The organism is Dokdonia sp. LLG6352-1, assembly GCF_045055815.1.
Lineage (GTDB): Bacteria > Bacteroidota > Bacteroidia > Flavobacteriales > Flavobacteriaceae > Dokdonia > Dokdonia donghaensis.
In genome coordinates, this window is the sequence record NZ_CP159329.1 from 3,064,108 (window position 1) to 3,082,454 (window position 18,347).

General features: G+C 38.0%; 18 protein-coding genes. 15 read left to right on the plus strand and 3 right to left on the minus strand.

What is annotated here, in order from left to right; all coding sequences use genetic code 11:
* Positions 1–443 precede the first annotated feature (443 nt).
* The 8 genes from ABVM49_RS13625 to ABVM49_RS13660 all read left to right on the plus strand — a co-directional run bounded on the left by ABVM49_RS13625 (position 444) and on the right by ABVM49_RS13660 (position 6,763).
* A complete protein-coding gene (locus tag ABVM49_RS13625; RefSeq protein ID WP_405202398.1) occupies positions 444–1,574 on the plus strand; it encodes an acyltransferase family protein in 1,131 nt (376 codons plus the stop codon).
* 294 nt (positions 1,575–1,868) lie between these two features.
* Complete coding sequence (locus ABVM49_RS13630; RefSeq protein ID WP_405202399.1) at positions 1,869–2,819, plus strand: SDR family oxidoreductase; 951 nt, start codon at positions 1,869–1,871, stop codon at positions 2,817–2,819.
* Positions 2,820–2,867: 48 nt separating this feature from the next.
* A complete protein-coding gene (locus tag ABVM49_RS13635) occupies positions 2,868–3,380 on the plus strand; it encodes a hypothetical protein (protein ID WP_405202400.1) in 513 nt (170 codons plus the stop codon).
* 76 nt (positions 3,381–3,456) lie between these two features.
* Complete coding sequence (locus ABVM49_RS13640; RefSeq protein WP_405202401.1) at positions 3,457–4,368, plus strand: helix-turn-helix domain-containing protein; 912 nt, start codon at positions 3,457–3,459, stop codon at positions 4,366–4,368.
* Between the two features lie 40 nt (positions 4,369–4,408).
* The gene (locus ABVM49_RS13645; protein ID WP_405202402.1) at positions 4,409–5,125 is read left to right on the plus strand and encodes an acetolactate decarboxylase; all 717 of its coding nucleotides are present in this window, start codon (positions 4,409–4,411) and stop codon (positions 5,123–5,125) included.
* A gap of 45 nt (positions 5,126–5,170) precedes the next feature.
* The gene (locus tag ABVM49_RS13650; protein WP_405202403.1) at positions 5,171–5,551 is read left to right on the plus strand and encodes a hypothetical protein; all 381 of its coding nucleotides are present in this window, start codon (positions 5,171–5,173) and stop codon (positions 5,549–5,551) included.
* Positions 5,552–5,822: 271 nt separating this feature from the next.
* Entirely contained in the window at positions 5,823–6,353 is a 531-nt protein-coding gene (locus ABVM49_RS13655) for a DUF421 domain-containing protein (protein ID WP_405202404.1), read from the plus strand.
* Positions 6,354–6,412: 59 nt separating this feature from the next.
* Entirely contained in the window at positions 6,413–6,763 is a 351-nt protein-coding gene (locus ABVM49_RS13660; RefSeq protein WP_405202405.1) for a hypothetical protein, read from the plus strand.
* A gap of 3 nt (positions 6,764–6,766) precedes the next feature.
* On the opposite strand, the gene ABVM49_RS13665 is transcribed toward ABVM49_RS13660, so the two are convergent.
* Genes ABVM49_RS13665 through ABVM49_RS13675 form a run of 3 tightly spaced genes read right to left on the minus strand, consistent with a single transcriptional unit; the run spans position 6,767 to position 10,197 of the window.
* A complete protein-coding gene (locus ABVM49_RS13665) occupies positions 6,767–8,029 on the minus strand; it encodes a hypothetical protein (RefSeq protein WP_405202406.1) in 1,263 nt (420 codons plus the stop codon).
* Between the two features lie 42 nt (positions 8,030–8,071).
* Positions 8,072–8,803, minus strand: coding sequence for a response regulator transcription factor (locus ABVM49_RS13670; protein ID WP_405202407.1), 732 nt, complete (start codon positions 8,801–8,803; stop codon positions 8,072–8,074).
* Positions 8,803–10,197 (minus strand): sensor histidine kinase, encoded by a 1,395-nt coding sequence (locus ABVM49_RS13675; protein ID WP_405202408.1) that lies wholly within the window; start codon positions 10,195–10,197, stop codon positions 8,803–8,805. Before ABVM49_RS13675 ends, ABVM49_RS13670 begins: the two co-directional genes overlap by 1 nt.
* 243 nt (positions 10,198–10,440) lie before the next feature.
* On the opposite strand from ABVM49_RS13675, the gene ABVM49_RS13680 reads away from it, so the two are divergent.
* From ABVM49_RS13680 to ABVM49_RS13710, 7 genes are all read left to right on the plus strand, one after another.
* A complete protein-coding gene (locus tag ABVM49_RS13680; RefSeq protein ID WP_405202409.1) occupies positions 10,441–12,843 on the plus strand; it encodes a DUF5916 domain-containing protein in 2,403 nt (800 codons plus the stop codon).
* A gap of 35 nt (positions 12,844–12,878) precedes the next feature.
* Positions 12,879–13,439 carry a hypothetical protein gene (locus ABVM49_RS13685; RefSeq protein ID WP_405202410.1) on the plus strand — a complete coding sequence of 187 codons (561 nt, stop codon included), beginning with the start codon at positions 12,879–12,881 and terminating at the stop codon, positions 13,437–13,439.
* 101 nt (positions 13,440–13,540) lie between these two features.
* Complete coding sequence (locus ABVM49_RS13690; protein WP_405202411.1) at positions 13,541–15,280, plus strand: FAD/NAD(P)-binding protein; 1,740 nt, start codon at positions 13,541–13,543, stop codon at positions 15,278–15,280.
* 5 nt (positions 15,281–15,285) lie between these two features.
* On the plus strand, positions 15,286–15,789 hold the full coding sequence (locus ABVM49_RS13695) for a GreA/GreB family elongation factor (RefSeq protein ID WP_405202412.1): 504 nt from the start codon (positions 15,286–15,288) through the stop codon (positions 15,787–15,789).
* 109 nt (positions 15,790–15,898) lie between these two features.
* Positions 15,899–16,612, plus strand: coding sequence for a pirin family protein (locus tag ABVM49_RS13700; protein ID WP_405202413.1), 714 nt, complete (start codon positions 15,899–15,901; stop codon positions 16,610–16,612).
* An 89-nt stretch (positions 16,613–16,701) separates the two neighbouring features.
* The gene (locus tag ABVM49_RS13705) at positions 16,702–17,019 is read left to right on the plus strand and encodes a YbjQ family protein (protein ID WP_035328410.1); all 318 of its coding nucleotides are present in this window, start codon (positions 16,702–16,704) and stop codon (positions 17,017–17,019) included.
* Positions 17,020–17,187: 168 nt separating this feature from the next.
* Complete coding sequence (locus tag ABVM49_RS13710) at positions 17,188–18,273, plus strand: endonuclease/exonuclease/phosphatase family protein (protein WP_405202414.1); 1,086 nt, start codon at positions 17,188–17,190, stop codon at positions 18,271–18,273.
* The last annotated feature ends 74 nt before the right edge of the window (positions 18,274–18,347 follow it).

The following is an 18,347-nucleotide window of genomic DNA, read 5'->3' on the forward strand; positions in this document are numbered from 1 at the left end:
ACACTACCTAATTTTGAAGAATCTTCAAAATATCAATACAATAAAATTGATAGTTAAAAATAAGGGTATAATAATTGAAAATAATTTAATAAAAAGTTAAACAACAAAAAACTGAGTTAAAAATCACCTTTGCTTAGACGAGGCTTAACGGTAGCTTTGGGACTCATTGTGATTTGTAATTTTCATCATAAAGATTTCCTCATTTTATGATGGTAATAGCTTGTTTTAAAAGGTCATTTGATGCTGTGATATCGGTGATTTTTCACGTTCTTCTTTTTACGCTTTCGCGAAAGCGTAATACTTCACAAAAAAAAGTAAGTAATGCGAAGCTAAGGCCTTAACCTCATAAATAAATGTATATTTAAGCCGATAATTAAAAAACAAATTAATAAAGATTCGTCAAAAAATTAAGGCATTATCTTCAAAATCAAAGTCTAATTAAATTGAAAAACATACTAAAAATTGATATTAATCCAGCTAGAATTTACGGATTAGACATTCTGAGAGCTTTAGCCATTTTGTTTGTTGTTATTGGTCACGGAGCTTATTTAATGCCAGAAGCCAAATACAAGTACATTAATTTTTTCATTTTTGATGGCGTTAGCATTTTTTTTGTTTTAAGCGGTTTTTTAATTGGTGGAATTTTAATGAACCTCCTTCAAAAAAATAAAATTGATACTAGCCTAATATTCAATTTCTGGATAAGAAGATGGTTTAGAACCCTTCCTAATTATTTTTTGATATTAATATTAGTTCTTACGCTAAATTATATTTTTATTGACAATTTTAGCTTTTTAAATAAAGAGCTTTTCTTTCTGTTTGCCCAAAATTTATTTTCAGAGCATCCTCATTTCTTTCCTGAAGCTTGGAGTTTAAGTGTTGAAGAATGGTTCTATTTATTAATACCTATTATACTATATCTTTTAATAAAAAAAATTAAAATTTCAATTAATAAGGCAGTCCTTTTTACCGCGTTTAGTATAATCATTGGTGTCACGTTATTTCGATATTTTAGATATGATTTATTATCTATAAATGATATTTCAACTTGGGACAGAGTATTAAGAAAGCAAGTTTTTACAAGATTAGACAGTTTGATGTATGGCGTAATTGGTGCATATATCTTCAATTACTTCAAAGATTTTTGGAGTAGCTACAAAACTCATTTTCTTATCTTAGGCATAGGGATTTTTATAATATTAAAAATAAACTTATTCCAGTTTTCTAGATTAGGCTTATTTAATTGTGTATTCTCTTTTTCGGCTACTTCGCTAGCTACACTTTTTTTACTTCCATATTTAAGCAGTATAAAAACGGGGAGAGGGCTCATTTATAAATCAATTACATATGTTAGCCTGATATCATACTCTATGTACTTAATTAATTTGACACTTGTGCAAAAATGGATCTTAATAAATATAGACTGGAGCGTACTAGAAGACTTTAATGGATATTTATTTTTGCTATTTAGGTATGCCTTATATTGGTGTCTTACAATAGTTATCTCAATCCTTATTTATAAATATTTTGAAATTCCATCTATGAATTTAAGAGATAAAATCAAAATAAAATAACTACTAAAAACAATCCACTAGTCATAAACTTATTCAAATTAAAACCCTTCTACCATTCAGCAGGTCATAGAGTATCATTAACTACATACTAATAGAAAGCTAGATTTTATCTAGGTAGCATTTGTTGATTTTAAAATTTCGCGAAAGCGTAATACCTCAACACCACATAAACTTATACTTGTTGCACCTTCTAAGGGACTGATTACCAAAATCTATACTACATCTGAAAATCTGTATAAGAAACCTCCCACTTCTCCCTCTTACCTTTGCCCTAGTAATTAAAAACGAAGCAAGATGAAAGATTATCAGTTTGGAAAAGATGGATGGACGCCAGATAGAATTACAGATGTAAAGGATAAAACCTTTTTAATTACAGGTACCACGAGTGGTACGGGTTATGAAGCAGCAAGAATCTTACTTGCTAAGGGTGCGACTGTTGTAATGCTCAATCGTAATAATACTAAAGCTGCAAATACCATTGCTACTTTAAAACAAGAAATAGGAGACACCGTTAATGTGTCTAATATCGAGATGGACCTAGCCTCACTTGCATCTGTGAGAAAAGCAGCCGCAGAGGTACTTAAAACAGTACCTCGCATAGATGCCCTTATGCTTAATGCAGCCATTGCCCAAGTTCCCAAACAACAACTTACTGTAGATGGTTTTGAAAGTCAGCTAGGGGTCAATCACTACGGTAATTTCTTATTACAAGGTTTGTTGTTTCCGCTAGTAGAGCAATCTAATGGTCGTATTGTCACTGTAGGTAGTGAAGGATATAAAATGGGTATAAAAACCATACAGTTTAACGATATGAACTGGGATCATAACTATAACCCTAATAGTGTATACAGCCAGAGTAAGCTTGCACAAATTATGACTACCTATGAGTTACAAGACAGACTCAAAAAAGCTGGTAAGACTAATGTAAAAACCTATGCGTGTCACCCAGGTGCCTCACGTACCTCATTAATTAAGACAAGTGGCAGCCTTATGACTCGTTTTGTGTGGCAACTTATGAAGCTATCACCTTTTGTACAATCTGCAGAGAAGGGTGCATATCCAGAGCTTATGTGTGCTACAGAGCAAGATCTTGATCAAACTGCCTTTTATGGCCCCACAGGAAGAAACTACTGGACGGGACCCGTGGGCGAATGCACCTTAGAACCACACGCAAAAAATAAAGAGGTAATGGAGCAACTATGGAAAGTTTCTGAAGAGGCAACAGGATTTAGCTGGAATTTATAACTTGTTATACAAACATTTAGAATTCAAATTATACTATAACCTTAAGATATGGATATATTAAAAGCCGCAACAGACTGGGCAAAAGCAGAGCTATTTTCTACACCTTTTTTTGTACTCTTTGGGGTGGTGTTTATCGCTTCAAGTATAGGCTTCTGGCAACTGGGCAAAACAGATATTGCGAGAGCATACATTATACCTACACTGGTAGCGGGAGTACTATTAGTCACCATAGGTTTAGGTTTATTTTTTACAAATAAGGCTAGAGTCACACAGTTTGAGACCGCATACCAGCAGGATGCAACAGCTTTTATTGCCTCAGAGATAGACCGTACAGAAGCCACCCTTAAGGAGTATACTACAGTTGTGTTTAGAGCTATCCCCGTCATAATTATTATAGCTGCATTGCTCATTATATTTGTAAACACACCTAGCTGGCGTGCCATAAGTATCACTACCATTGCAATGCTTATCGTAATCTTACTTATAGATGGTACGGCTTATGCAAGAATAAACGATTATAACAAGCAACTAGTAAGTGCACAAAAGGATAATAGCTACTAGATAGTTAAAATAAAATAGAGATCTAAAACGTTATAAGTAACTTCACAAAAGCGACTTAGCATAATTAGTTATTAATATGGAACATTTTAAAACCTTATCATCATATATTAACTACTTAGGATTACCTCCAGCAGAGCACCCTATGCTTAGTGTTTTTACAACCGTGGGAGATGGATATCTACCTTGTCCAAGAGAAAGCTCCCCTCCTATCACAAATGATTGCTACACCATAAGCCTTAAGAAAATAATAAAAGGTGACTTGACCTATGGTCGCACTAAGTATGACTTTACAAATGGTGCACTCATTTTTATTGCACCTAGACAAGTTCTTCAATGGGATAGTAGTGTGATTTATGATCAAAAAGGTTTTTCTCTTACCTTTCACGAAGACTTTATAAAAGGTACAGAGCTTGTGGCTCAAATCAAGAAGTACAACTTCTTTTCTTACAATGTTAATGAAGCTCTACACCTCTCGCCAAAAGAAGAAAAGCAAATAGAGTCTATAGTAAATAACATAAATACAGAGTATCATAATAATCAAGACGAGTTTAGTAAAGATATTATCATCTCACAACTTAGCACCCTACTTAAGTACGCAAACCGCTTTTATGAACGTCAGTTCTTAAATCGTAAAGAATTCTCTACAGATTTACTTAGTCTATTTAATCAACAACTAGACACCTATTTTGAAACCGGACAGCTGCAAGAAAACGGCATCCCCAGCATAGAACAAATCGCAGGAAAGCTTTCTGTATCACAACGCTACCTGAGCGACACGCTCAAAAAAGAAACAGGTAAAACCACAACAGAACACTTACATTTGTATTTAATAGACGAGGCTAAAAATACCTTACTTAATCCGCAGAAGTCTATTTCTGAAGTAGCTTATGAACTGGGGTTTGAATACCCTCCTTATTTCTCAAGGCTCTTTAAAAAGAAAGAAGGCATAAGCCCTAGCCAGTACAGACAGAAGTATAAAATGAATTAGTATTATATTGTACTTTATAAAACTTTAAGAGACCAATATTTTGAAATACATTTTACTACTTGCCTTTACTATATGTCTAGCAAGCTGCAATTCAAAAGGTGAAACTGCCACCCCCACAACGTATCCAGATGTAAAGGTGGTGGGCGCTATGAAAAACGTGATGTGGAAAGGAGAACTAGAAGGTTCTATATTACTAGATACCCTCACAAATAAGAAAGGACTTTATGGCTTAGGCCCTGAGAGTTATCTCACTGGCGAACTTCTCATTGTAAATGGTACTAGTTATCTATCAAAAGTGAGCTCAGACACTACAATGACAGTAACACCTACTTATGATGTCTCTGCACCTTTTTTTGTGTATACTAACGTGACAGACTGGTATGAGGTAAATCTTCCGGCATCTGTGAAGACTATAAAAGATATAGAAGACTTTGTAAGTGAACGCACAAAAGAAGCAAAGCGACCATTTGCATTTAAGCTAGAGGGTACTGTATCTAAGGCAGAGATACATATACAGAATTTACCTAGAGACACAAAAGTTTCTTCTCCACAAGAAGCGCATCAAGGCCAAACAAATTACACACTACAAGACGAGCAAGTAGAAATTATAGGATTTTTCTCTACAATGCATAAGGGTATCTTCACCCACCACGATAGTAACATTCACCTACATCTCATTACAAAAGACACCTCCAAAATGGGACATCTAGACAATCTAGAAATAGATAGGCTTACCCTATTTTTACCGAAAAAATAATTTTTGACTACCTTTAAGAAGGACATAACTTATAAATTATTTAAAATGAAAAAGCTCCTTCTTCTCCTTACTCTAGTCATTTTTGTACCGCTAGCGGGCCTTGCACAAGATACTTTTGAGCTTTCCCCCTCACAAAGTATGCTTATGACGGGAAAAGGTCCCGGTCAAGATGGCGCTATAAACCCATATTATGGAGAACCTTGTTATGCCATCGTGAGTAATAATGGTTATACGCCTTTCTCTGTAAGAATACAGCAAGACGGCGAGATTATAAAAACAATTAAGGTAAAACAAAAGACCAAAAAAGAAATTAAGCTTCTTAAAAAAGATGAACTCTACATAGATGCTAGTAAACAGGCTAAAGCAAGTCTTACTTTAAACTTTATTCCGCTAGGTGCAAAAAAGAAGACACCAAATAAATTTTAGAGACAGTTCTGCTTTCTCTTTAAATTATATTGACTAGTGTATTATTACGCTTTCGCGAAAGCGTAACAACATCCCGTGCATTACTTATATTTTCATCAGTTACTACATAAGCCAGACAACCGAAACATCGCAAGCTACGTTAATACCTTCACAATAAATATTAAACCTTTGTTATGAGTCTTGAGTTAGCTATGATTATTCAATAATTTACAGTCTAACCAACAATAGCTTATCACAACTTGTGAATAAACTATGCTCAAAAAACAACAATATGGATTGGATTTATAGCACAGATGACCCGCTCTTGCAAACACTCGCAGGTAGCTTAATGATTTTTATAGTAGTAATCATATTAACACGTATTATTGGGTTGCGATCTTTTGCAAAATTTACGGCTTATGATTTTGCATTTACCATCGCAATAGGTAGTATCATATCTTCTACACTAACTTCTAGTACCTCAATTGCACACGGATCTGTAGCTGTGGGAGCCCTACTGATTCTTACTTTTGTATTTTCTTACTTACAGCGCGCTGTGCCGGCCATAAACAAACTTATATCAAATAAACCCCTACTCCTTATGGACGGAAGTACCATTCTAGAAGAAAACTTAAAGTATGCCCGTATAGAGAAAGGCCAACTTATTGCTAAACTCAGAGAGGCTAATGTACTTACCTATGAACAAGTAGAGGCAGTTGTACTAGAATCTACAGGTGACATATCTGTGTTACACACCTCATCGTCAGATGATGATGGTGTGCTTAATAAATCATTATTAGAAGGCGTGCGTAAAACGCCATAAGGGTATTCTTATTTTATAAATCGTGATAGATTTGATGATTAAATAACGACTTTTGCATTATGGAAAAATCAGAGTTTTTAGAACAACAAGTATTTGCAGGTTTAAGCCCAAAAAATGATGGATCAGGAACAGATACTGCTTATCAATTTTCTGAAACAGATTTTGAAACTGTATTAGATCGTGCAGAGCATTATGGGCTGGGAATCTATACCATTGAGTCATTCTTTAAAGGAACTCCATATGCCACAACCACTCACGAAGATTTAAAGAAAAGAGCCACAGACCATCGCTGGTTTAAAAGAGCGTTCTTAACTTCAAAAACAAAACAAGCAGGTCTTACCTACGCTGCAACCTACAAGGTATCGCCTAAGTTGCTTGCAAGAGATACTTTTCAAGACGAAGAGGAGTAAAAACTAGTCCTTACCTACCCAGGTGCCTAATGTACTTTTATCATAACTGTAACCCAGCGACATACCGGTCTCTTTTATGACAAGCGATTTGCCCGGAGCTGTTATTACTCCCTCAGTTAGTAAGTAGCTGTTTATCTTCTTGACATCACTGCTAGGCAAGGCAACATTATCTACTAAAACTGAGCTTCCGTTAAGCATTATTTTTACAGATCTACTAGAACTAGCTATGTAATCATTACGTGTTAACCACGTTACAATCTTTTCTACAGCTGTAAAGCCATCTACAATAACAATATGGTTTCCCTTTTTATAGAAACTTACCTCTGTAACGTCCTGCATACCGTATTTTCTAAAAACGCTATTTACCTTAGACCATTGAGTGCTAGATAAGCGTGTACCGTTTATATATGCTCCGGCATCTTCTTTTACAAATACAATCGTTTCTTCACCCTTAAGTAGTCCTTCATTATTTAGCGTGTTAATGAGGGATTCTTGTACCTCCGGCCATTGCCAGAAACTACTATTCACATCACTTGCTGCCATTTTTGTACTAGGTAACTCTAGTAAATCACGCACATAACTATCTATACCTCCTCCTCTTTTTGAGTTAAGACCTAGTCGCTCTGCTTCATTAGAGAGGCGCAGTGCCTCTCTCTCTAGCCGTGCAGCATCTCTTACCGAAACTTCTCTAAGTCGTGCAGCCTCTCGTTGCATACGCGCTGCATCACGTCTTGCACGGTCTGCATCGCGTTCTAATCGTTGTACCTCTTGTCGCTCGCTCCCTCCAGAAACAAGGGTACGTAAGATGTTACCCATATCTGTAAACTTTGCAATCATATCTGGTGCAGCGATTGTTTTATCTAGTTCAATCTTGAGGCGTTTCTCACTCAGTGCGATTTCATAAACGGTATCCTCATCACCTTCAAGACTCCAGACCATATCCTTCCCGCTAGATTGCATATTTTTTGTACCCATTTCGGCTACTAAGAATTCTTTTATAGCGGCATATCTATTACCCGGATAACGAGATTTTACTCGGTACTCATCATTTGAGTTACTTACTGAGTACGAAGTACTGCCGCCACTTCCATAATTACCATTTTGGGTAATCACAGATACGTTAGACGAGTTTGTGGTTACCGTGGTGGTTGCATCTTCATAAACCGTTGCTGGTGGTGCAGGCGGAGCAGGTGGCACTGTTTGTGCAATTACATTTATTCCTAAGCCTATGAGGGCTGCTGTGCATATATTTCTTACTGTTTTCATTTTGTTACTTTTTTAGTCTTCCGCTTTCGCGAAAGCGATTACCTATTCATTTTTTGATAATTCAATTGTAAAGGTTAATCCTACACCTCTTGTGCTAGCAATTGAAATGGAAGAATCATCTTTAAAATATTTTCGAAGCCGACTGATAAAGACATCCATACTGCGGCCTGAGAAAAAGTCGTCGTTTCCCCAGATTTTAGATAGAATATCTTCTCTTCGAAGTAGCTGATTTTTGTTTTCGTAAAAAAACTGAATCAACTGTGCTTCCTTTTCTGTGAGAGATTGTACGGTCTCTCCATAGGTGAGCGTGTGATTGTGAGCATCAAAGTGATAGTTTCCTATCGCAGTGATTTCATTTATATCTGGTCTAACCTTTGCGAGGTTAGGTCTAGATCGTTTTAAAATATTAGTAAGGCGTAGCACGAGTATATCTGCCTCAAAGGGCTTTACGATATAATCGTCTGCTCCTAGTTTGAGCCCCTGTATGCGGTCTTCCTTCATCTTGCGTGCTGTGAGGAACACAAAGGGAACTTCTGGGTTGATACTTATCACTTTCTCTGCAAGTGTAAACCCGTCCATCTTAGGCATCATCACATCAAAAACACAGATGTCATAGGTTACTCCTTCTGAGTGCGCTTTCGCGAAAGCGTTATGAGCCTCTTCCCCATCTTTACACCAAGTAACTTCAAAATTGTGTATCTCGAGATATTGCTTGAGGATACTCCCAAAATCAAAATCATCTTCGGCGAGTAGTATGTTATTTTTTGCAATCATTATAAAGGCAATTTTATGGTGAAGGTGCTTCCCTCGTTTTCTATGCTTTTAAGAGTTATCGTTCCCCCGTGAGCGGTAATAATTTGGTGTGTAAAATAGAGGCCGAGACCTAGCCCTTTTACGTTATGTATATCACTATTACCAGCGCGATAAAACTTGTCAAAAATCGCTTTCTGGTCTGCTGGTGAGATACCCATCCCGTTATCTGATATCTCAATGCAATAGTTTCTATTTACAAGGCGCGTGGTGACCGTCACGGTAACTTGGTCTTTACCATACTTTACTGCGTTCTCTAGCACATTAAGGAGTGCTGTAGTGAGGTGAAATCTGTCTATGCGCAAGAGCACTTCTGGACTGTAGACCTTGTTTAAAACTGTAAGATGCGCGTGCTGTGTAGCAATCTCAAAATCAGAAAGTAGGTTCTTAAAAAATACATTGTCACTTACCTGCTCTTTATTGAGCTGTAGCTCCTCTGCGCTCAAGCTATTAGTAAGTACTTGATCTATGAGTTTTTGTAGTCTACTATTTTGTCGCTCTACGATGCCCAGCGTGTTATTAAAGGCATCTGGATTACTTTTTATCGCTTCATTGCGTAAACTTTTGGTAGCGATACCTAGTGTTGCGAGAGGTGTTTTGAGCTCGTGAGTGACGTTATTAATAAAGTCTGTTTTTACCTCGGCAATTTTTTTCTGAGTAATTAGGTTTTTTATTGAGTAGTAGAGTAACCCTATTACAAAAAGGAACAAAATGATACTTCCTACAATGAGTACCCACATTCTTTTAAGCACCAGAGATTTCCAGTTAGGTACTTGTATCTCTTGTGTGGTGCGCACTTCAAAATCGTACGAGCTAATACTTATACTATCACCTCTACGGTCTATAAACTCATTTGTATCAAAGGTGCGTGCATAGTTGATACTTCTTGAAATTCCTGTTTTAAACTTCTGCCCAAAAATGCGCTTTCTCTCATTGTCTTTTATAGGAAAAATGGTGTCTGTATTAGGATAGTCTATGATGACAATGCTTATCAAATTCTGTCTATATGCTACCTCATAACCCAACTCTTTTTGTAATTGCAAGGCTTCATACCGTTTCATATACTGCTCGTTATAAGTATCTGCATTACGGTAAAATCGCTCTACCACCTGTCGCTTAGTTATACTCTCATTAAAGTAATCTGCTAGGTGATCTTCTAGGTCTACTTCTATAAGTGCGTCGTAGAGAGAATCTAGTTCTCTATCATTTGCAATCTCAGAAACCGCATTTGAGGTTTCATTAAAGAAAGCGGTTTTTTTGAGCTCGTAGGTATTACTTATTAAATAAGCTTGTATGGCACATAACGCTAGTAATGCTAGTGCAGATATTGCTATTAATAAAGAGAATTTACTTTTCATCTGTGGCTGATTGATGTTGTAAATGTAGTGGGAAAGTACAGTTAGACATAATTAATACCCATCGTTAACCGAGCATTAACCTTAAAATTGCTTGTAACCCTTACTCAGTATGTACTTCGTTCTTAGGTTAATACAGCGACTGGTGTTCTTGCTTTTACATTAACCTAGCCCTTAACCCGTGGTTAACCTGATTATCAAATAGATGATCTCACTTTTGTGCCATCAAACAAAAGAACCAACCTTATGAAAACGTTAATCATTTTTATACTCACCTTACTCACAGCAACCGTCACTGCACAGCAATCTCTCAAAGCGCATCGCACAGGAGAGGCTCCTAAAATAGATGGAAACCTCACAGAGGCAGTCTGGAAAAAACAACTAGAAACCAAAACCTTTACACAAAAAGCACCTAATGCTGGACAACCCTCTCTACGAGCAACAGAGATTGCCGTACTATATGATGATAATTACCTCTACGTAGGCGCTGTGCTCCATACAAATGATACAGATGAAATAAGACGCCTCCTCACCGCTCGTGATGATGTGGGTAATGCAGACTATTTTGGGGTGCAAATTGATCCCTTTGGGCAAACACGCGAGGGTTATGACTTTACTGTTACGGCTGCTGGTGTGCAGTTTGACAGTAAGATATCTGGCAACACCGGTGCAGACGAAAACTTTAATGTTATCTGGGAAAGTGAAGTCACCGTGCACGATACTCACTGGGACATTGAGATACGTATCCCGTGGAATAGCATACGTTTCCCAAAAGAAGACCTGTCAGATTTTACGATTAACTTTCAGCGTTTTTCTGGGGCGCTTAATGAAGAATCTTTCTGGAGTCCTATAGATCCTACTATAGACGGATACCTCAACCAGTTTGGGTCGCTTACAGGTGTCGAGCCTGTAAACCCACCGCTCAACCTGTCTCTTGTACCCTTTATGTCTGCCGTACACGAGACAGATAGCGATGGTGCTACAGAGACCACGCTTAACCCTGGACTCGATGTAAAGTATGTGATTGATAATGCATACACGCTTGATGTATCTGTTATTCCAGATTTTAGCCAGGCGCGCAGTGATGACCAGGTTTTCAACCTCTCTCCTTTTGAAGTACAGTTTGCAGAGCAACGTCCTTTCTTTATTGAGGGTACAGAGCTTTTTGATAAAGGCGGCTATCTCTTTACACGTCGCATAGGTGGTAGACCTATAAATGCAAATGCTTTTACACTTTCAGAAAATGAGATGGTGGTTACTAACCCTACAAGTTCAAATATTATAAATCTTGTGAAATTTACCGGAAAGTCACAAAACGGACTCTCTATAGGGGTGCTTAATGGGGTAACCGCTTTCGCGAAAGCGGAAATAAAAAACACCTCTACAGATGAAGTAAGGGAGGTAATTACAAATCCGCTCACGAATTATAATGCGCTGGTGATAGATAAACAACTCAAAAACAATAGTTCTGTTACACTCATAAATAACTCCGTATTACGATCTGGGAGTGCTTATGACAGTAACTTTAGCGCACTTTTATACGAGTGGTTTAATGTAAAACGCACTTATAGGGCTAGCTTTAAGAAGGCCGTGTCGCAGCAATATGGACTGGACGGAGATAATGTTTTTGGACACGAGTATAATGCTTATGTTTCAAAAGTAAGTGGCGCCTGGACGGGAGGCGTGAGCTGGAATTTAAAGGATGAAGATTTTGATAATAATGATTTTGGCTTCTTGCAGCGTAATAACAGTATGGTTTTCCGTGGGAATGTAAATTATCGCAATACTGCTCCAAAAAAATGGTTCCAGCAGTATCAACTAGATCTAGATCACCAGCAGCGATTTTACTACAGCCTTATGGAACGTGAGCGCTCACAATATCGCTTCTCAAGTTTTGCTACGACCAAGGGTAACCAAAATCTGTTTGTCACGCTAAGCTACGTCTCAAAACGTCAAGACTTTTTTGAAGCACGAGTACAAGACCGCGTTTTTAATAGACCTGCGCTCTCTGAGATCGTTCTAGAATATCAAACTAACAGAAATAAGAATCTATCGTGGGCTGGCTACTTTGTAGCAGTAGATTATAAAAATCACAACATACAAACCGAACAATACCTGATGGGTTATGGTTTACGTACAAGACTGGGGCAACACTTCTTTGCAGAGTTTGAGCAAGATTATACAGATAACCCTAACGATATAGGTTATATCACAAATCAAGAGGACCAGATCATTATAGGCCAGCGTTCTATAAACCAGCTTACAAATGCAATACAACTCAACTATGCGGTAAACGCAAAAATTAATATGAATATAAGATTACGTCACTACTGGATTAAAGTAGATTATAAAAATCAATACGCTTTACAGCAGGACGGGAACCTCGCGGTAAATAACCTCTCTATAGATCCTGATAGTTTTGACAGCACATTTAATGCTTTTAATCTTGACTTCGTTGCGCGCTGGCAGTTTGCTCCCGCAAGTGAGCTATCACTAGGGTATCGTGTAGGTAAAACTGCCTTTGCACATAATGTGAACGGTGATTATTTTGACGGAGTAAACACACTTAGTGATGCCACAGGTCTAGAAACCTTGAGTTTGCGTATGCGCTGGTTTTTAGACTTTAACAGATTAAAAAAACGTAGTTAATGTAACAAAGAGAAATACTTTCCTACATATCGGATATGTATAAATCATTTTTTCAAAACATAGCGACAGAGCAAGGAGGTACATTTTTATACCAAGATCAAGATACTAGCATAGGTGGCGGCATACGCCTTCCTCAGGTTCAGTATTTATTAAAAATACCTGTAGGGGATACTGAGATAAACATCATTAATATCACGGGAAAAGAATTTTCTGGTCATATCTCTATGAAGTTACCAAAACAGCCAGAGAGTCACACTTTTGAACTCACTACAAACTCGCATATTAAATCACTTTTTATAGGCAAATCAAAGCGCTTTAACATCAATAGCGACAGCTCTCAAATGACTGACTTTTTAAGAAACAACAGTCGTATTGCAATCTTAAAAGAAATTGCTCAAGAAGATAGCTTCCAGCCTATAATTACGGGTACAAACGAGGATGATCATTATCGATTAATAGCAAAATATCATCTAGAATTTGATAATTGGAACAGTCCTGTGCTTCCACTTACAGATTTATTTAAAGAATTGCACACACGGTTTGTGATAAATAACGAGCGCTTTGCAAATGATGTCACTATCAGTATAGGGTCTTAAATTACTCCTAACACAATCTTAAACAACTACTGCCTAGCGTAGTAATGCCATAGCTTTGTTACACTTGCCTTTTTATAAAGGGTTAGTATAACAACCAACCTATGAAACACTACGCCATAATAGGAGGAGGTCCCAGAGGACTTTTTGCTCTTGAAAGCCTTTTTACTGCGCTCTACAATAACGCTCCAGAAGCTCATATAAAAGTCACTTTATTTGAACCTTTTAAATATCCTGGAGCAGGCTGGGTATGGAATCCTGAGCAAGTAGAAAGCAACTGGCTTAATATTACTGAGCGCGCCTTACAAGACTTACCTGGCAGACCAGAAATGAAATTAGGTGATGATATCATCCCTGCATTTCCCTCATATACGGAGTGGTTACCAGAAGAACAACAAAACCCTCCAGCTACGCATCCAGATCAGTTTCCTCCACGGGCAAAGATGGGAACCTACCTTAATGCTCGTTTTGAAGTCCTTGCGGAAGCACTAAAAGGTTTTGGATTACTAAATATTGTTGAGGAGACTGTCACTAAACTCACCTATATAGCGCCACACTTTACTGCAATAACATCAACGCAGTCTGTAGAAGAAATAGATGAAGTGGTCCTCACAATAGGACATCAGGATACGGAACTATCAGAGCAGCTGCAAGAATGGAAAGATCACGTTGCACAAACGGATAACGCCCTCCTATTTACAGAAGCCTATCCCGTAGAAAAAATGATAAATGCAAACATCACCTCAGAGAGCGTAGTTGCTTTTAGAGGTTTTGGACTTGCAATGATTGATCAGATACGTGCGCTTACCTTGCAGCAAGGCGCGCATTTTGAGATAATTGATAATGATACCAAAGAAGTAGCTTTTCACGCTGGAGAAAGCCATCCGCAGCGGTTTGTTCCCTTTTCCTTAGACGGACTTCCTATGGTGCCTAAACCTATAAATAAAGCGTTAGACAAGTGGTTTATGCCAAGTGATGATGCTATAAACGCTTTCGCGAAAGCGATACACCAAGGCGCCTGCGGCGATCACCCTGCAAAAGATCAATACTTTCTACTCGAAGCAATGGCAGCTGTTGTAGCTCCCTTGTTTTTAAAATTAGGAGACAAAGCCATACAACACGATCTTACCGAAGAAGAAGTTTATTTCTTAACCATAAATTACCTCAACAATAAATCACTATCGCATCCCCTACTCCTATCACACCATACGCCCATATTAGAAATGATGCAACAGCAAGTGGAAATGGCAGTAGGAGAAGCACCGGTAAGCCTCGACTACGTTATAGGTCAGGTATGGCGACACTGTCAGCCTACCATCTACAGAGAATTTTCATATCCAGCAATTACAGATGATGTGGTTGCCGAAGTTATTGCACTAGACGAAGCATCAAAACGTTATTCTTACGGTCCACCCGTTGAAAGCATACAACAACTTATCGCGCTTGCAAAAGCAGGAGTTTTAGATCTTGACTTTGTAAATAATCCAGAGATCACTTGTGTAGACGGAGGCTGGCAACTTGAATCTGATAGTAATAAGGTTGACATAGACGTAATGCTTAACTCAGTATTAGACTCACCACAGCTTGTTACGGTAGATACACCAATTATTAAAGACTTGCTTAGTTATGAAATGATTGAGCCTAAACATACAGATCTAGGCATACGCACAGACGATTATGGTTATGTAGAAGTACCCGAGGGTAAAAGTTTTGTGCCACTAGCGGTATTAGGTAGATTATCTAAGGGAAGTGTGATAGGTGTCGATGCAATTTTAGAATGCTTTGGACCGCGCACTATAAACTGGTCTGAGCGCAGTATAGCCTTAATGAAGAACGAAAAATAAAGAAGATGAGCAGAGGATTTGTAAAAGAAGATGACCAAGAGGAAACTCCTATAATTCCGCCTAGGGCAGCATTGCCAGATGGTGTCACAAACTACGTTACTAGCCACGGATTAACACAACTTAAGGAAGAGCTTAACACGCTAGATCATAAAATCTCCACCCTAGATGAGACGGATGAGCGCGAGCGCAGGCGTGCACTTACCGTACTTAATGGCAAGCGCAATTTACTATTGGAACGCATACAGAGCGCAAGACTACTTGATCATATTAAGGATGAGGGAGAAATACGTTTTGGCGCCACAGTCACCTATACCATCGCTGGTATGCCTAAGCCTATTACCATCCAGATTGTGGGCGTAGATGAGGCTAGTGTAAAAGACAAAAAAATTGCCTTCACCGCTCCTATTGCTAGAGCGCTTATTGGCAAAAAGCTGGATGAAACAACTACATTTCAGCTAGGCAATGAGGAGAAGAAACTCACTATTAAAAATATAGCCTACGTAGATTAGTATGAGATTTACGCTTTCGCGAAAGCGTAACAAACACTTTCAAAATCAAATTCACATATCGTAACTTTATAACCAAAAATAGAGCTACTCACACCGTAATTTATCACCTATGCAAACGATTCTATATAAAGCAAACACTCGAGGAAACGCAAACCACGGCTGGTTACAGAGTTTTCACACCTTTAGTTTTGCGAGTTATCACAACCCCAACCGTATGAACTTTGGAGCGATGCGTGTGCTCAATGATGACACCGTAGCGGCCGGTAGAGGTTTTGATATGCACAGGCATCTCAATATGGAGATTATATCCATCCCACTTTCTGGTGATCTAGAGCATAAGGATAGTATGGGTAATCAGACGGTGATACAGCAAGGTGACATCCAAGTGATGAGTGCTGGGACTGGAATAGATCACAGTGAGTATAATAAAAATAGTGATCGCGAGGTACAGTTTTTACAAATCTGGATTATGCCTAACCAGCGCCCAGTAGCGCCTCGATATGACCAGATTAAAATAAATGAGCATCACCTCAAAAATGAATTTGTACAAATACTATCACCAAATCAAGATGATGAGGGTGTATGGATTTACCAAGACGCTTGGTTTCATATGGGGGAGTTTACACAAGAGCAATCGCTTGTACACAAATTACATAAAAAAGGGAACGGCCTTTTTATTTTTATACTTGAAGGTAGCGCCCACGCCGCTGGCGAACTGCTAGATAGACGTGATGCCATAGGAGTTTATGACATTGCCGAGCTAGAAATTACCGCACAATCTGATTCTAAAATATTACTTATCGAGGTACCTATGCAGTTTTAAGTAGAGGCCACAATGATAGTTTTATATTACGCTTTCGCGAAAGCGTAACAAAACCCTTTTAAATGCTACTTACTTATAAACTCATATAAATGATTATAACAACTACAAACAGTATACAAGGTAGAGAGATTACACAATACTTAGGTGTGATTACAGATTTTATGTATGCAAAGCTTTTTGACACCAAGGGACTAAGTTTTAAAGATTCTTTTAGTATGAGTAAAGTCTATAAAAGTGGTGAAGAAGGAATAGATGCGGCCAAACAGGAAGTTCTTAAAAAACTAGAAGCCAAAGCTAAAGAAATGGGAGCTCACGCAATTGTGGGAGTTACAATGGATGTAGAGGTTATAAGTCAAAATACAAAACTAGGCATCTCTGCAATGGGTACTGCTGTTGTATTAAGATAATGGGACATTTAAAACGTGTAACCTCATCGCATCACTTGATGCATATTTGGCGCAAATAGCCTCTGTTTTATGAAACAATTAAAATCTTAAATCTATCCCATTTAATATGGTTTTAAGATAGTTAGGCTAGGTTAGGAGTAACTTTACGGTACTAACCAATCACATTAAATGAAATTCTCACTTAAAAACTTCCTACAAGGTTTTGGTATTATTGCCATTATCCTCACTTTATTACCGCTTATTGCTATAGACTACTGGTGGATACGCATTTTTGATTTTCCTCACGCGCAGCTTACGCTGCTTACGTTTATAGCTCTTATCACCTATTTTATACGCTTTAATATCAAGTATGTAGGAGATTACATTTTTGTGAGTATTCTCGCTGCGTGTTTTATATTTCAGCTTATTAAAATTTATGACTATACACCACTTGCAGCTCCAGAAGCACTAGAAAATACAATCACAGACACTAGTAAGTCTATAAAAATATACAGTGCAAACGTCTTACAAAAAAACACACAATATGACCTTCTACTATCTCAAGTAGCAGATTATGATCCAGACATTGTATTACTTATGGAGACAGATACAGTCTGGAAAAAAGCAGTACACAGCAGTCTCGCATCTACATACTCCTACCATTTACTTGAGCCACGTGGTAATACGTATGGAATGCTACTTTATTCAAAACTACCGCTTACGCGAAAAAAAATAAGACACCTCGTAGATAAGGAAGTTCCATCTATGGAGGCTATAGTCACTCTAGAGAGCGGAGACCAGGTACAACTTTATGCCATACACCCTACTCCCCCTATGCCTCAACACAACCCTATGAGTTCTGACAGAGACACAGAGATGATGAAAACGGCATTCACAGTTAACAAAAGAACGCTACCTGTAATTGTGATGGGTGACTTTAATGATGTAGCTTGGTCAAGAACGACTTCGCTCTTTAGAAAAGTGAGCAAACTACTGGACCCCCGCATAGGCCGTGGTTTTTACAACACATTTAATGCGAAAAATATACTGATGAGATGGCCTCTTGATCACCTTTTTACCTCTCAAGAGTTTAGAGTAAAAAGACTAGAACGCACAGATCATATAAAATCTGATCATTTCCCAGTATATTCAGAGCTTACCTTTGAGCCAGAAGGAGCAAGTTTACAACTTCCTCAAGAACCCACTGACTCAGAAATAGAAAGTGCAAAAAGTCAGCTCAAAGAGCAGAATTTACTTACTTTAAGTATGAAATAGTGCTTTGGTAACCCTCTTGAGCTGGGACTTAACGCTCACTTAACACAGCTACAGCACTGAAGTAATAATTTTGT